This is a genomic window from Pseudarthrobacter linnaei (assembly GCF_055412825.1).
In genome coordinates this window covers 1-14890 of record NZ_JBVAYX010000010.1, presented here as the reverse complement: position 1 = coordinate 14890, position 14890 = coordinate 1, and the positions used below count along the sequence as shown (strand labels likewise).

The following is a 14890-nucleotide window of genomic DNA, read 5'->3' as shown; positions in this document are numbered from 1 at the left end:
TTTGAAAATGTTTGAGTCCGTACAGGGCCTGTTGGATGAGCATGACGCCATCCAGGCACAACTTGGGGATCCTGCTGTTTATGCTGACCAGAAGCTGGCCCGGAAGCTGGGGCGGCGTTCTGCCCAGCTGAACGGCATTGTCGAGGCGTACCATGCCTGGCACGGCATCCAGGATGACCTTGCGGCTGCCAGGGAAATGGCGGGGGAGGACCCGGAATTTGCGGCCGAGGTGCCGGAGCTCGAGGCTGCGCTGGAGACGGCGGCGGCCAAGCTGCGCCGGCTGCTGATCCCGCGCGACCCGGACGACGCCCGCAACGTGATCCTCGAGGTCAAGGGCGGCGAAGGCGGCGACGAGGCTGCCCTGTTCGCGGCGGACCTGCTGCGGATGTACACCCGGTACGCGGAAACCCGCGGCTGGAAGACCGAGATGATATCCGCCAACGAATCCGACCTGGGCGGCTACAAGGATGTCCAGGTGGCCATCAAGGGCAATTCGAACGATCCGGCCGAGGGCGTCTACGCGCGGCTCAAGTTCGAAGGCGGCGTGCACCGTGTGCAGCGCGTTCCCGTGACGGAATCCCAGGGCCGCATCCACACCTCCGCGGCCGGCGTGCTGGTGCTCCCGGAAGTGGACGAGCCCGAAGAACTTGAGATCAACCAGAACGACCTCAAGATCGACGTCTACCGTTCCTCCGGCCCCGGCGGCCAGTCCGTGAACACGACCGACTCCGCCGTCCGGATCACCCACCTTCCCACCGGAATCGTGGTGGCCATGCAGAACGAGAAGTCACAGCTGCAGAACCGCGAAGCCGGCATGCGCGTCCTCCGCGCCCGCATCCTGGCGCACCAGCAGGAGCAGATCGACGCCGAGAACTCGGCCCAGCGCAAGTCACAGATCCGCACCATGGACCGCTCGGAGCGCATCCGGACCTACAACTACCCCGAAAACCGGATCGCGGACCACCGTACCGGATACAAGGCCTACAACCTGGACCAGGTCATGAACGGCGACCTGGAGCCGGTCATCCAGTCGGCCATCGAGATGGACGAACAGGCCCGCCTCGACGCCATCGGCGACTGATCCTGGCCCGCGCAGTGATGACAGAAGGAACCGGGCTGAGCCTCGCGGACGCGGTCCGCGAGGCCACAGCCGTCCTGGCGGCCGCTGGCGTGCCGAGTCCCCGGGCCGACGCCGAACTCCTCGCCGAGCATTTGCTCGGCGTCGGGCTTGGCCGGCTCCGGGCACTGATGCTGGGCGACACCGCAGCCCCGGAGGGCTACCAGGAGCTCATCGGGGAGCGCGCCCGGCGCATTCCGCTGCAACACATCACCGGCGTCGCGCATTTCCGCTACCTGGAACTGGCCGTCGGGCCGGGAGTGTTCATTCCCCGGCCGGAAACCGAATCCGTGGTGCAGCTCGTGATTGACCGGCTGCAGGGCCTGGCACATCCCAAGGTGGTGGACCTGGGCACCGGATCCGGGGCCATCGCCGGCTCGATCGCGCACGAGGTTCCCGGCGCGGAGGTCCACGCCGTCGAAGTCAGTGAGTTTGCGCACGCCTGGGCTGCCCGGAACCTGCTGCCGCTCGGCGTCCACCTGATCCGCGGAGATCTGCGCGATGCCCTGCCGGAGCACAACGGGACGTTCGACGTCGTCGTGTCCAATCCGCCTTACATCCCCGCCGAAGCGGTCCCCAACGAACCCGAAGTGGCGCTGCACGATCCCCCCGAAGCACTGTACGGCGGGGGAGCGGACGGCATGGAGCTCCCGACGGCGGCCGCAGCCTCCGCGGCACGGCTGCTGGTTCCTGGCGGCTACTTCGTGATGGAACACGCCGAAGTCCAGTCCGGCTGGATCGCCGCGATGCTGGAGCGCTCCGGGCTGTGGGCCGAGGTGGCCACCCATCCTGACCTCAACGGCAGGGACCGCGCCACCAGCGCCGTCCTTGCCGACCCGGCCGGCCCGCGGTGAACCCGGGCAAACGAAGTGATGAAAGAATAGGCCAGTGACGACTAGCTACGATTGCACAGCAGCTGAGCAGCGCGCTGCCGGACTTGAACATGCCCAGCGGGCCATCAGGGACCACAAGTGCGTGGTCTTCCCGACGGACACCGTGTACGGGATCGCCGCCGATGCGTTCTCACCGCTGGCGGTGACCCTGCTGCTGGCGTCAAAAGGCCGCAGCCGGAAAATGCCGCCCCCGGTCCTGATTCCGAGGCTCAATGCCCTCGACGGCCTCGCCACGGACGTTCCGGCCGAGGCCCGGCGCCTGGCCGAGGCGTTCTGGCCGGGCGGACTGACGCTGATCCTGCATGCCCAGCCGTCCCTGGACTGGGATCTTGGCGAGACCAAGGGCACCGTCGCCCTGCGGATCCCCGCGGACGACGTCGCCCAGGACCTGCTGACGCTGACCGGGCCGCTGGCCGTGTCCTCGGCGAACCGCACGGGCCAGGCGGCAGCGCTGACCGCCGCCGAGGCCGAAGCCCAGCTCGCAGAGTCAGTGGAGGTCTACCTGGAAGGCGGGCCGCGTCCGGCCGAGGGCGCCGACGCCCTGCCCTCCACCATTGTTGATGCCACCGCCGTGCCGCTGCGGGTGGTCCGCCAAGGCGCCATCAGCCTGGAACGGCTCCGCGAGGTTGTCCCGTCCGTACTCGGCGTCGGTGAGGAACCGGAACCTGCAGAGCCGGAAGCTGCCGAGCCGGACGCTGCAGAGCCGGAAGCTGCAGAGCCGGAAGCTGCAGAGGACGGCGCCGCCACGGCGGAAACTGCCGGGCCCGGGGAACCCGGGGAGCCCGCCGGAACCATGGAGCCTGCTCAAAATGCGGAACCGGCAAATGGGGAACCCGCCGCGGCTGCCCAACGTCCCAGCGCGGGGGCCGGCACCGCATGATCCTCGCCCGACAACGCGTCCCCGTCCTTGACGTGGACGCGACGCCCCTGACGGTTCCTGAACTGACAGTGGTCCTGAACCGGTTCGTGGCCGAAGGCACTACCCGCACGGTCGTGGGACACAATCTGCACAGCGTCACACTGTGCCACTCCGACCCCGACTTCCGGGCGTTCTACGACCAAAGCGACGTGGTCCTGATCGACGGCGCGCCGGTGCTGATGTTCTGGGCCCGCGGCAGCGGGGCGCGGCAGGGCGGGGGGCCCGGCATGGACTACCGGCTGGGCTCCACGGACTGGATCCCTGCGCTGGCGGACGTCGAGGGTCTTGAGCGGATTGCCGTGATCGGAGCCGGACCCGAGGCAAACTCCCAGGCCGTGGCCCGTCTCGCGGCCCTGGTCCCGCAGGCCCGGGTGGCCGGACTGCCGGGGGAGGGCTGGAACAACCAGCTCGAGGACTCGGCGCTCACGTGGCTCGCGGAATTCGGGCCGCAGCTGGTGCTGCTCGGGCTGGGCATGCCGCTGCAGGAGCAGGTTCTCGCCCGCCGGCTGGCAACGCTGCCCCCGGCGGTCTACTGTGCCGTGGGCGGTGCGATCGAGCAGATTGCGGGGATCCAGAAACTGGCACCGCGGTGGCTCGGACGACTGGGCCTCGAATGGGCCTGGCGGCTGCTCCTGGATCCCCGGCGGGTCGCCTACCGGGTCTTCGGGGAGCCCTGGCTGCTCGCCGGGCTGCTGATCCGGCGCCGGCTACAGCCCGGGCGCTAGAACTTCTGGTCCTTAAGGGGGCCAAAGCCCTTGCCGCGCAGCCCGGCGGAAAAGGCCCCGAACCAGGCGGCCAGACCGCGGAGATCCCCGCGCTGCAGGAAGTAGCCGAGGTAGCCGCCAACATCCGCGACGAACGACTTGATCCGGAAGTGGCGGCGGATGAGGTACCCGCGGTTCCGGTAATAGAAGTAGCGCTTGAAGGCCGACTCCGGCACGATGACGTGCCACCGGGCGCCATAGACGTGCTTGGTCTCGGAAAAGGCGTGGGGGTGCGTGATCGCCGTCGTCGTGACGGTGCCGAAGCGGATGCCGGCCTTGCGGAGCCGGATGGTGAAGTCCACCTCGTCCCCGCGGATGAACAGGCGCATGTCCGGCAGGCCGACTTTGAAAAAGACATCCGAGCGGATCAGCGCGCCGTTGAAGAAGTGCCCGTCGTCCGGCAGGAAACCGATCTTCTCCACCTCGGCACGGTCGTGGGTGACCTTGCCGTCCAGGCGGAAGAAAAAGGAGAGCCGGTCGGGGTGGCCGGGGGCAACCACGAGCGGAACGACGGCCTCGAGGTCCCTGGCCTCCGCCTCGCGGACGAGCGTGGCGAGGCATTCCGGGTCGCCGGGCTCGGCGTCGTCGTCCATCATCCAGATCCAGTCGGCCCCGGTGGCGACAGCCTTAAGGATCGCGAGGGAGAAGCCTCCAGCACCGCCAAGGTTGGCCTCGGACCGGACGTAATCCACGTTTTCGTGCGCCTGCGCGACATCCTGGGCGGGGACCGTGCCGGAGTCGACAAGGCAGATTGAACGCACCGATGCCGTCTGGTTGTTGATGGCGTTCAGCAGAACCGCCAGCTCCCGGGGACGGTCAAACGTCACGGCGGCAACTGCAACCGACAGGGTCATCGAGTGTTCCTTTCAGCACGGCCGCCGGTGGTTTTCCCGCCGGCGATGGGCCGTGTGACGCGAAGACAAGTGGCCGTTGGCGTTAGTATCTTGACTAGAGTCCACTGTAATACAGCCCTGTCAGGCACTACGCACTGCCTGCCCTGCGCACGGCGACGGAGAAGTTTCATTTATCGCAAGACAGACCCACAGCAACCGAGTTCACCCCACCCCAAGAGCCACGCAGCATCATCGTGGCTCCGGGCTGTGAAACCGGGTGCGCCCTGGGCGGACGGCTCCAAGCGGGTGTCTTCGCAGTGATTATGTACCTTCTCATGATGTTCTCGGCGGCAGTCGTGAGCTACACAGCGACCTGGGGTGCCCGCTATGTCGGCAACCGGATGGAGCTGTTCTCCCCGATCCGCAGCCGGGACATGCACTCGACCCCCGTGTCCAGGCTCGGCGGCCTCGGAATCTTTGCCGGGCTTTTCGTAGCGCTGCTCATCGCCAGCCAGTCCTTCTTCGTCAAGGACATCTTCCGGAACAACGACGGGCTTTGGGGGATCCTCGCGGGCGCAGCCGTTATCGTGCTGGTCGGCGTGGCGGATGACCTGTTGGATCTGCGCTGGTGGGTCAAGCTCATCGGCCAAAGCGCCGCGGCCCTGGTGGTGGCGATCTGGGGCGTCCGGATGACCATCATTCCGTTCGTGCCGGAACCGTATGTGATCGAGAGCGACGCCGTGAGTATCGCACTGACGGCCGGTCTAATTGTGACGACGATGAACGCGTTCAACTTCATCGACGGCCTGGACGGGCTGGCTGCGGGTGTGGCCATCATCGGGGGGACGGCGTTCTTCCTTACGGCCTACTGGGTGCACCGGACGGCCATTCTGCTGGACCGCTCGGATCTGGCCACCCTGCTCACCGCCGTGCTCGTCGGCGCCTGCATCGGCTTCCTGCCGCACAACTGGTTCCCCGCCAAGATCTTCATGGGCGACTCCGGGGCCATGCTGATCGGCCTGATCATGGCCTCGGCGGGCATTGTCTCCACCGGCCAGATCACGTCCGGGCTGTACGACCGGGCCAACGGCATCCCCACCATCATCCCGATCCTGCTTCCCTTTGCGGTCCTGTTCCTGCCGCTGCTGGACCTCGGCCTGGCCGTCGTGCGCCGCACCGCGCTCGGGCGCTCGCCCTGGTCCGCGGACCGTGGCCACCTGCACCACAAGCTCCTGGATATCGGGTATTCGCACCGCGGTGCCGTGATCCTGATGTACCTGTGGACCTGTGTGCTGGCCTTTGGAGGCCTCGCCCTCGCCATCTTCCAGTGGCAGGTCGTCATGGTCGTTAATGTGGCCGCAATGGCCATCATGGCCGGGGTGACGGCATGGCCGTACCTGCGCCACAGGGCTCCGGGACTGGGGCCGCGTTCTGCAGCCGAGGATGAATGACACTGCATGGAGGCGCCCACCCCAGGGCTTTTCCGAATAATTTCTATCTCATGTAGAATTCATGTGCGGTCCTACGCCGCACCACTTTGACCAGCACGCCACGCCTCGACGATTGGGATCTCATGACCTCCAACGCCGACCCCGGACGAACGTCCGGCGCCGGAGAAGTTGGTGTCTCAGGTCCCACAAAATCATTGTGGCTGCGGCTGCTGGCCGTCAGTGCGGCCGTTGGCGGCGGCGCCTTGCTGCTCACCAGCCTGGCGGCGTTCCTTATCGACAGCATGGCCGCGGCGCTGTCGTCTCTCTTCGGCGGGGCGCTGGTGATCGCTTTCTTCTCGATCAGCCTCCTGGTAGGCCATTTCGGCGGCCGCAACCACTCCTCCGGAGCCATCGGGCTGTTCGCGGGCACCTATTTCATCAAGGTCGTGGGCTTTGCTGTGGTGCTTTTTGCCATCGGCAGTCCCGAATGGCTGAACGGGCGCTGGTTCCTGGCCGGCGCCGTCGTGACCGTGGTGCTGTGGCAGGCCGCCGAAATCTATGGTTTCAGCAAGGCCCGGCTCCAGCTCTACAACGACCCCGAGACCACGGAAGGCGACACCGATGTCTAGCCGCAAAGTTCGCCCCGCGAACCAGCCCCGCAGCCGGGAAAACACCTCCGGAGCCCCCGGTGTTTCCGACAACGGACGCGACGGCGGATACAACGCCGGCATCGCCGTCTTTAGCTACATTGTTGGCGGAATCCTCGTCTGGAGTTTGATAGGGTGGGGTCTGGATAATCTGTGGGGAACCCGCTGGATTGTACTCGCAGGCGCCCTGCTGGGAGCCGCGGGAGGGTTCTATCTTTCTCATATGCACGGCCTCACCAGCCCGGATAAATCCGTTGGCGGGGACAATACTGCACGTGGCCCGTCCAAGGACGAGGATCAGTAATGCCAAATAATTTCACACGGGGAGAATGCGACAGCAACGTTGCCTTTCCCCGACCAACGCCCAATGATGGACACTGCAGAGAGGAAACGCGTTGATCGCGCTTGCGCTCCCGGCCCAAGATTCAGGAACTTTTACGCCTCCTGGAATTGAAGAAATCCACCTGCCGGCAATCCTGCCGTGGGGGGCGGCCGACGGATTTTCCAAGCAGATGCTGCTGGTAATCCTTTCGGTCGTTATTATCGCCGCATTCTTTCTGATGGCTGCCCGCAAGGGTCAGCTCGTCCCCGGCAGGCTCCAGTTTGCAGGTGAAGCCGCTTACGGCTTCGTCCGCAACGGCATCGGCAAGGACATCATCGGCGGCAAAGACTTCATGAAGTACGTCCCGCTGCTGTTCAGCCTGTTTTTCTTCATCCTGGTGAACAACATCTACGGCGCCATTCCGGTGATCCAGCTCCCCACCTTCTCGCATGTCGGCGGCGCCTACGTGATGGCCGCGATCGTGTATGTCACTTGGATCGTCATCGGCGTCAAGAAGAACGGTCTGCGCTACTTCAAGCTGGCCACCGTGCCGTCCGGAGTCCCGGGCTACATTCTTCCGATCGTGATTCCGATCGAGATCATCTCCAACTTCCTGGTCCGCCCGGTAACGCACAGTCTGCGTTTGTTCGCGACCATGCTGGCCGGCCACCTCATCGTCATGATCGCCGGTTCCGGTATCGAGTACCTCGTCACGCAGGAGAACATCCTGCTGAAGGGCGCTTCGGTTCTCGTCCTTGGCGGGGCGATCGCCATGTACATGCTGGAAGCGTTGATCATGGTCCTGCAGGCGTACGTGTTCACGCTGCTGACCGCGATCTACATCGAAGGCGCGCTGCACGCGGATAGCCACTAGGCACCCAAAATCTTCCCCTCTGGGGATGAAGTACACCAAACAACCTGCCACATAGATGGCATCTTGAAAGGAAAAAAATGGAAGGCAATCTCAACCTCGTAGGTTACGGTCTGTCCGCAATCGGCGGTGGTATCGGTGTTGGTCTCGTGTTCGCCGCGTACATCAACGGCGTAGCACGTCAGCCGGAGGCACAGCGTGTTCTCCAGCCGATCGCATTCCTCGGCCTCGCGCTGACTGAAGCCCTCGCCATCCTCGGCCTGGTCTTCGCGTTCGTTCTTTAGTCTGAACTTTAGAACTAAGCGAACATCCAGAACCGAGTAGATAAGGACGGGTGAATTATGAATCAGCTGATCATCTCAGCCGCCACAGAGGGCACCAACCCTCTGGTTCCCAATGTCTGGGAAATGGGCGTCGTCTTCGCCGGCTTCGCTGTTCTCATGTTCATCGTGGTCAAGTACGTTGTCCCGATGTTCGAGAAGACCTTCGCAGAGCGTGCCGAGGCCATTGAAGGTGGCATCGCCAAGGCTGAAAAGGCCCAGGCGGAGGCTTCCGCTGCTCTCGAAGAGTACAAGCAGCAGCTCACCGATGCCCGTGCCGAGGCCAACCGCATCCGCGAGGAAGCACGTGCCGAAGGCGCTCAGATCCTCGCGGACCTGAAGGAGAAGGCAGCTGTTGAGTCTGCCCGCATCACGGCCCAGGCGCACGCGGCGATCCAGTCCGAGCGCCAGGCGGCCGTTGTGTCGCTGCGCACGGAAGTTGGCACGCTGGCCACCACCCTGGCAGGCCGCATTGTTGGCGAGTCCCTCGAGGACGACGCGCGCTCAGCCCGTGTGGTTGACCGCTTCCTGGCAGATCTGGAGAACCAGAACGCAGGTGCAGCTAAGTAATGGCAGGTGTATCGAGCGAATCGCTCACCGCGGCCTTGGTGGCGCTGGAAGCCAAGCTTCCATTCGCCTCGCTGCAGTTGGCTAAGGAACTCTTCGGAATCCTGGGAACGGTGGACAGCTCGGCTGGCTTGCGCCGCGCCCTGACTGACCCGTCCCGCAGCGGTGACGAAAAGTCGGCGCTTATCAAGCAGCTCTTCGGCGGGAAAGTCTCCGCGGACGCTGTGGATATCGCGAGCGGACTGGCCAGCTCACGCTGGGCGTCGGCCCGGGATATCGGTGATGCACTCGAGACTCTTGCCGCTTCGGTGGTAATTGCCGTTGCTGAGAACAAGTCTGCCGTCTCTGCCTCGGGGATCACCGGCCTGGAAACGCTGGAGAACGATCTGTTCTCCTTCAACCAGGCCGTGGAGTCCAACCACGAGGTACAGCGTGCTGTGTCCGAGCCGCAGGCTAGCGCGGCCGCCAAGGTTGCCCTCGCCGAAAAGCTCGTACCACGTGCAAGCGAGGAAGCGAAGGTCCTTATTGGACAGGCAGTTTCGCAGCCGCGTGGCCTCAAGGCAACCAAGCTCGTCCGTCGTTTCGCGGAGCTGGCAGCCAAGCGCCAGCAGCGCTGGATTGCCACGGTCAGCGTCACCCGTCCGCTGACGGAGACACAGACCAGCCGTCTGCAGGCAGGGCTGAACGCCCTGTACGGGCGCGAGCTCAAGATCAACATGAACGTTGACCCGGCACTGATCGGTGGCATCCGGATCCAGGTTGGTGACGAAGTGGTAGACGCTTCGGTGCTCGCCCGCCTGGGCCAGCTCCACCGCCAGCTTGCTTAGCCAGCCGGACCAGCACAACTAAACGAAACCCCGGTCATCGTGAGCAACGATGATCACGAAAACAGGAGAGCAGGGACTGCAGATGGCCGAATTGACCATCAACGCCGACGACGTCCGTAATGCGTTGAACGAGTTCGCGGCGTCCTACGAACCCGGAAACGCAGAGCGCGTAGAGGTTGGCCGTGTAACAACCGCAGGTGACGGCATCGCCCGTGTTGAGGGCCTTCCCTCGGTCATGGCGAACGAGCTGCTTCGCTTCGAAGACGGCACTCTGGGCCTGGCCCAGAACCTCGACGTCCGCGAGATCGGCGTTATCATCCTCGGTGACTTCACCGGGATCGAAGAAGGCCAGGAAGTTCACCGCACCGGACAGGTTCTGTCCGTACCGGTGGGCGACGCCTTCCTCGGCCGCGTTGTCGACCCGCTGGGCGAGCCCATCGATGACCTCGGCGAGATCAAGGCCGAAACCACCCGTGCCCTGGAACTCCAGGCGCCCGGCGTGACCCAGCGCAAGTCGGTTCACGAGCCAATGCAGACCGGCCTCAAGGCTATCGACGCCATGATCCCGATCGGCCGCGGCCAGCGTCAGCTGATCATCGGTGACCGCCAGACCGGCAAGTCGGCTATCGCCATCGACACGATCATCAACCAGAAGGCCAACTGGGCCTCCGGGGATGTCAACAAGCAGGTGCGCTGCATCTATGTGGCCATCGGCCAGAAGGCATCCACGATCGCGGCTGTCCGTCAGACCCTTGAGGACAACGGCGCACTGGAGTACACGACCATCGTGGCTTCCCCCGCGTCCGACCCCGCAGGCTTCAAGTACCTGGCACCGTACGCCGGTTCGGCCATCGGCCAGCACTGGATGTACGGCGGCAAGCACGTCCTCATCGTGTTTGATGACCTCTCCAAGCAGGCCGAGGCCTACCGTGCAGTGTCGCTGCTGCTCCGCCGCCCGCCGGGACGCGAAGCCTACCCGGGCGACGTGTTCTACTTGCACTCCCGTCTGCTGGAGCGTTGTGCCAAGCTCTCCGACGAGCTCGGTGCCGGTTCGATGACCGGTCTGCCGCTCATCGAGACGAAGGCAAACGACGTCTCCGCCTACATCCCGACCAACGTGATCTCCATCACTGATGGCCAGATCTTCCTGCAGTCGGACCTCTTCAACGCCAACCAGCGTCCGGCCGTCGACGTGGGTGTCTCCGTTTCCCGTGTTGGTGGCGCCGCCCAGGTCAAGTCCATGAAGAAGGTCTCCGGTACCCTGAAGCTGGAACTGGCTCAGTACCGCGACATGCAGGCGTTCGCAATGTTCGCGTCGGACCTCGACGCCGCATCGCGCCAGCAGCTGACCCGTGGCGCACGCCTGATGGAACTGCTCAAGCAGGGCCAGTACTCGCCGTTCCCGGTTGAGAACCAGGTCGTCTCCATCTGGGCCGGCACCAACGGGCACCTCGACAACGTTCCGGTTGAGGACATCAACCGCTTCGAGACCGAGTTCCTGGAGCACCTCAAGCACAAGTCCTCCATCCTGACGACGCTGGCCCAGACCAACGTCATGAGCGATGACACTGCAGAAGCTCTGAAGACCGCGATCGTGGACTTCAAGAAGGGCTTCTTCGGCGAGGGAGACAACCACCTGGTTGGTGCGGGGCACGAAGAGCACGCCCCCATCGATGAGGCACAGGTCGACCAGGAAAAAATCGTCAAGCAGAAGCGCTAGTTTCGCTGGCAGGGACTGCCGGGACCCCACCGGGTTCCGGCAGTCCCGGCCACCGGGATCTTAGGAAAGGATAAGTATGGGAGCCCAGATCCGGGTCTACCGCCAGAAGATCAGCTCGACGACGTCGATGCGCAAGATCTTCAAGGCGATGGAACTGATCGCTACCTCGCGCATCGGGAAGGCCCGAGCACGCGTAGCAGCTTCACTGCCTTACGCAAACGCCATCACGCGTGCCGTTTCTGCTGTCGCAAGCCAGAGCGAAATCGACCACCCGCTGACCACCGAGCCGGAGCAGATCCGCCGGGCCGCCGTCCTGGTAATCACCTCGGACCGTGGCCTTGCAGGTTCGTACTCCGCGAGCGTGCTCAAGCAGGCGGAAGGCCTCAACGAGTTGCTCGTCGAGGAAGGCAAGGAAGTCAAGTTTTACCTGGTCGGCCGCAAGGCGCAGGCCTACTTCGACTTCCGGAACCGTCCGTACGGGCGCGTTTGGACCGGCGGCACGGATGCGCCGGAGTTTGCCACCGCACAGGAAATCGGCGAGGCATTGCTGTCTGACTTTGCGACGGACTATGCAGAGGGCGGCGTCGACGAGATCCATGTCGTCTACACCCGCTTCAAGTCCATGGTCACCCAGGAGCCGACGGTTATCCGTCTACTCCCGCTTGAGGTTGTCGAAGAGCAGGCTGCGTCCGAATCGGACCTCCTGCCGCTCTACGAATTCGAGCCGGAAACGGAGCAGGTTCTTGATGCTCTGCTGCCGCGCTACATCGAATCACGCATCTTCGCCGCGATGCTGCAGGCAGCAGCTTCGGAGCTGGCAGCCCGCCAGCGGGCAATGAAGTCCGCCGGCGACAACGCCACGGACCTCATCAAGAAGTTCACGCGTCTGCGCAACACTGCCCGCCAGGCTGAAATTACGCAGGAGCTTTCTGAAATCGTGGCCGGCGCCGACGCGTTGAACGCGTCCTAGCCAGCCCGGTCTCGGATTCCGCTGTACCTGCACCAAAGTAAACTTAACCCAACGCCATCTACTGAGTGAAGTGAGAGAGATGACTGCCACTGCTACCGAACACGTAGCCGCGACGACCGGTGCTACCGGCCGTATTGCACGTGTTATTGGCCCGGTTGTCGACGTCGAATTCCCGGCTGACGCAATCCCCTCGATTTACAACGCACTTACCACCGAGATTACTCTCAACGGTGAGACCAAGACGATCACGTTCGAGGTTGCCCTGCACCTCGGCGACAACGTCATTCGCGCCATCTCCCTGCAGGCAACCGACGGACTCGTCCGCGGCACCGCTGTAGTGGACTCGGGTGCCCCCATCTCCGTTCCTGTCGGCGACGTCGTCAAGGGACACATCTTCAACGTCCTCGGACAGCCGCTGGACGTGGCTGAGTCGGAACTCGGCATCACCGAGCGCTGGCCCATCCACCGCAAGGCTCCGGCCTTCGCGACGCTCGAGGGTTCCACCGAGATGATGGAAACCGGCATCAAGGTCATCGACCTTCTCACCCCGTACATCAAGGGTGGCAAGATCGGCCTGTTCGGTGGTGCCGGTGTCGGCAAGACCGTGCTGATCCAGGAAATGATCACCCGTGTTGCCCGCAACTTCGGCGGCACCTCGGTGTTCGCCGGTGTCGGCGAGCGTACCCGTGAAGGTAACGACCTCTGGGTTGAAATGGAAGAGGCGGGCGTCCTCAAGGACACCGCCCTTGTGTTCGGCCAGATGGACGAGCCGCCGGGAACGCGTCTGCGCGTGGCCCTGTCCGCCCTGACTATGGCGGAGTACTTCCGCGATGTGCAGAACCAGGACGTGCTGCTCTTCATCGACAACATCTTCCGCTTCACCCAGGCAGGCTCCGAGGTTTCCACCCTCCTCGGCCGCATGCCGTCGGCCGTGGGCTACCAGCCCAACCTGGCTGACGAGATGGGTCTCCTCCAGGAGCGCATCACGTCCACCAAGGGCCACTCGATCACCTCGATGCAGGCCATCTACGTCCCCGCAGATGACTACACCGACCCGGCCCCGGCCACGACCTTCGCACACCTCGACGCGACCACGGAACTTTCCCGTGAAATCGCTTCCCGTGGTCTGTACCCGGCCGTTGACCCGCTGACGTCGACGTCCCGCATCCTGGATCCGCAGTACATCGGCAACGACCACTACAACACGGCCGTCCGCGTCAAGCAGATCCTGCAGAAGAACAAGGAACTTCAGGACATCATCGCCATCCTCGGCGTTGACGAACTCTCTGAAGAAGACAAGATCGTCGTGTCGCGTGCACGCCGCATCCAGCAGTTCCTCTCGCAGAACACCTACACCGCCAAGCAGTTCACCGGCGTCGAGGGCTCCACCGTGGGCATCAAGGACACTGTTGAAGGCTTCACCGCGATCTGCGACGGCGAACTCGACCACATTGCAGAGCAGGCGTTCTTCAACGTCGGCGGCTTGGATGACGTTGAGCGCCAGTGGGCCAAGATCCAGGAACAGACCAAGTAATATGGCTGAGCTTGAGGTTGAGATTGTCGCAGCGGACCACTTCGTGTGGTCCGGAGCGGCCACGATGGTCAAGGCCCGCACCAGCGATGGTGAAATCGGAATCCTGCCCGGCCACGCGCCCCTGCTGGCGATTCTGGCCGAAGGCGAGCTGGCAATCCAGCCGGTCTCCGGCGACCGCATTGCCGTAGTTGTCGACGGCGGGTTCTTCTCCGTCGACAACAACCGGGTCGTCATTGTTGCTGACAACGCCCAAATGGGCGACGCGGCTACTGCGGGGATCCGCTAGCACGACCTTGATGAACGATACAGTTTTTCCGTTCATCGTCCTAGCAACGGTCTTTGGGTTGCTGGTATTTGCACTGTGCCTTTCCGGGGTGCGCCGCTTCAATCTGCGGCGCGCCTTGGGCACGGTGGACGCCTCCATTTGCACGGCTGGAAACAGCTGGCAGATGGGGGTTTGTCGTTATCAGGACAACGACCTTGAGTGGTTCCGCCTTGCCTCGCTGAGCATGCGGCCGAAGCACACCTTCCGCCGGAGTTCGCTTGAGCTGATCGGCCGGCGCAAACCCACCGAATCCGAACTTGTCAATGTCCAGCCCGACGCCGTGATAGTCGAACTCCGGTACGAAGGGCAGGACGTCCTGCTGGCCATGCGGTTCGACGCCTACACGGGGCTCTCGTCCTGGCTTGAGGCCGGGCCCGTCGTCGGCGTCGGCACCTGGCGCTAGCCCCGGTGGACTTCATCGAAGACCTCCGGGTCGTCGACGGACCGGTGCTCTGGATCGCCTGGACAGCGGGGACCGCGGGCCTGGTCTACTTGTTGTGGCAGGGCGGACGTCCCGCCGCCCGGGTTGCCTCGGGAGCCACAGCAGCCCCCCGCCGGCTGGCAGCCCTGCTTCCCCCCGCCGCCGCGATCCTGGCCGCCGCCGCGCTGCTGGCCGGCGCGCACTGGGCGCTGATCTACGTTTTCTCCGTCTTCCCCGGGGAACTTCCGCGCGAGGTTCTGGCCTGGTCCCTTCCCGCCGTCGCGGCTCTGCTGCTCTGGCTGATGCGCCTGTGGGACACCTGGCGACCCACCGGGGCCCGACCCACCGGGGCCCGACCCACCGGGGCCCGGCCCGCCGCCGCCCGGCCGGCCGCCGCCCGGCCCGCCGGG

General features: G+C 64.4%; 17 protein-coding genes and 1 pseudogene. 17 read left to right on the top strand and 1 reads right to left on the bottom strand.

From position 1 onward, the window contains the following. Positions 1-7 precede the first annotated feature (7 nt). Genes prfA through ACZYZ3_RS10980 form a run of 4 tightly spaced genes read left to right on the top strand, consistent with a single transcriptional unit; the run spans position 8 to position 3654 of the window. Entirely contained in the window at positions 8-1081 is a 1074-nt protein-coding gene (gene prfA / locus ACZYZ3_RS10995) for a peptide chain release factor 1 (protein WP_463963860.1), read from the top strand. Between the two features lie 17 nt (positions 1082-1098). Then, complete coding sequence (gene prmC, locus ACZYZ3_RS10990; RefSeq protein WP_463963859.1) at positions 1099-1971, top strand: peptide chain release factor N(5)-glutamine methyltransferase; 873 nt, start codon at positions 1099-1101, stop codon at positions 1969-1971. Between the two features lie 34 nt (positions 1972-2005). Next, complete coding sequence (locus ACZYZ3_RS10985; RefSeq protein WP_463963858.1) at positions 2006-2890, top strand: L-threonylcarbamoyladenylate synthase; 885 nt, start codon at positions 2006-2008, stop codon at positions 2888-2890. Then, positions 2887-3654, top strand: a complete 768-nt coding sequence (locus tag ACZYZ3_RS10980; RefSeq protein ID WP_463963857.1) for a WecB/TagA/CpsF family glycosyltransferase — start codon at positions 2887-2889, stop codon at positions 3652-3654. The genes ACZYZ3_RS10985 and ACZYZ3_RS10980 overlap by 4 nt, the downstream gene beginning before the upstream one ends. On the opposite strand, the gene ACZYZ3_RS10975 is transcribed toward ACZYZ3_RS10980, so the two are convergent. Then, positions 3651-4547, bottom strand: a complete 897-nt coding sequence (locus ACZYZ3_RS10975) for a glycosyltransferase (RefSeq protein WP_463963856.1) — start codon at positions 4545-4547, stop codon at positions 3651-3653. The two genes, ACZYZ3_RS10980 and ACZYZ3_RS10975, sit on opposite strands and share 4 nt — an antisense overlap. 296 nt (positions 4548-4843) lie before the next feature. On the opposite strand from ACZYZ3_RS10975, the gene ACZYZ3_RS10970 reads away from it, so the two are divergent. The 13 genes and pseudogenes from ACZYZ3_RS10970 to ACZYZ3_RS10910 all read left to right on the top strand — a co-directional run. Further along, on the top strand, positions 4844-5977 hold the full coding sequence (locus tag ACZYZ3_RS10970; RefSeq protein WP_463963855.1) for an MraY family glycosyltransferase: 1134 nt from the start codon (positions 4844-4846) through the stop codon (positions 5975-5977). Between the two features lie 122 nt (positions 5978-6099). Then, positions 6100-6585, top strand: coding sequence for a hypothetical protein (locus tag ACZYZ3_RS10965; protein ID WP_463963854.1), 486 nt, complete (start codon positions 6100-6102; stop codon positions 6583-6585). Further along, on the top strand, positions 6578-6907 hold the full coding sequence (locus ACZYZ3_RS10960; RefSeq protein ID WP_463963853.1) for a hypothetical protein: 330 nt from the start codon (positions 6578-6580) through the stop codon (positions 6905-6907). The genes ACZYZ3_RS10965 and ACZYZ3_RS10960 overlap by 8 nt, the downstream gene beginning before the upstream one ends. A 91-nt stretch (positions 6908-6998) precedes the next feature. Then, on the top strand, positions 6999-7799 hold the full coding sequence (gene atpB, locus ACZYZ3_RS10955; RefSeq protein WP_463963852.1) for a F0F1 ATP synthase subunit A: 801 nt from the start codon (positions 6999-7001) through the stop codon (positions 7797-7799). 77 nt (positions 7800-7876) lie between these two features. Beyond that, positions 7877-8080: an ATP synthase F0 subunit C gene (atpE, locus tag ACZYZ3_RS10950; RefSeq protein ID WP_009356484.1), complete on the top strand. Its 204-nt coding sequence runs from the start codon at positions 7877-7879 to the stop codon at positions 8078-8080. A 57-nt stretch (positions 8081-8137) separates the two neighbouring features. Beyond that, complete coding sequence (locus ACZYZ3_RS10945) at positions 8138-8686, top strand: F0F1 ATP synthase subunit B (RefSeq protein ID WP_463963851.1); 549 nt, start codon at positions 8138-8140, stop codon at positions 8684-8686. Further along, complete coding sequence (locus tag ACZYZ3_RS10940; protein ID WP_463963850.1) at positions 8686-9510, top strand: F0F1 ATP synthase subunit delta; 825 nt, start codon at positions 8686-8688, stop codon at positions 9508-9510. The genes ACZYZ3_RS10945 and ACZYZ3_RS10940 overlap by 1 nt, the downstream gene beginning before the upstream one ends. A gap of 82 nt (positions 9511-9592) precedes the next feature. Beyond that, on the top strand, positions 9593-11230 hold the full coding sequence (gene atpA / locus ACZYZ3_RS10935) for a F0F1 ATP synthase subunit alpha (RefSeq protein ID WP_282382575.1): 1638 nt from the start codon (positions 9593-9595) through the stop codon (positions 11228-11230). A 76-nt stretch (positions 11231-11306) separates the two neighbouring features. Beyond that, a complete protein-coding gene (locus ACZYZ3_RS10930; protein WP_463903419.1) occupies positions 11307-12200 on the top strand; it encodes a F0F1 ATP synthase subunit gamma in 894 nt (297 codons plus the stop codon). A 79-nt stretch (positions 12201-12279) separates the two neighbouring features. Further along, complete coding sequence (gene atpD, locus ACZYZ3_RS10925) at positions 12280-13734, top strand: F0F1 ATP synthase subunit beta (protein WP_463963849.1); 1455 nt, start codon at positions 12280-12282, stop codon at positions 13732-13734. A 1-nt stretch (position 13735) separates the two neighbouring features. Next, on the top strand, positions 13736-14020 hold the full coding sequence (locus ACZYZ3_RS10920) for a F0F1 ATP synthase subunit epsilon (protein WP_307459655.1): 285 nt from the start codon (positions 13736-13738) through the stop codon (positions 14018-14020). Between the two features lie 10 nt (positions 14021-14030). Next, the gene (locus tag ACZYZ3_RS10915) at positions 14031-14462 is read left to right on the top strand and encodes a DUF2550 domain-containing protein (protein WP_463963848.1); all 432 of its coding nucleotides are present in this window, start codon (positions 14031-14033) and stop codon (positions 14460-14462) included. Between the two features lie 5 nt (positions 14463-14467). Then, positions 14468-14890, top strand: a pseudogene (locus tag ACZYZ3_RS10910) (esterase); the annotation flags it as partial.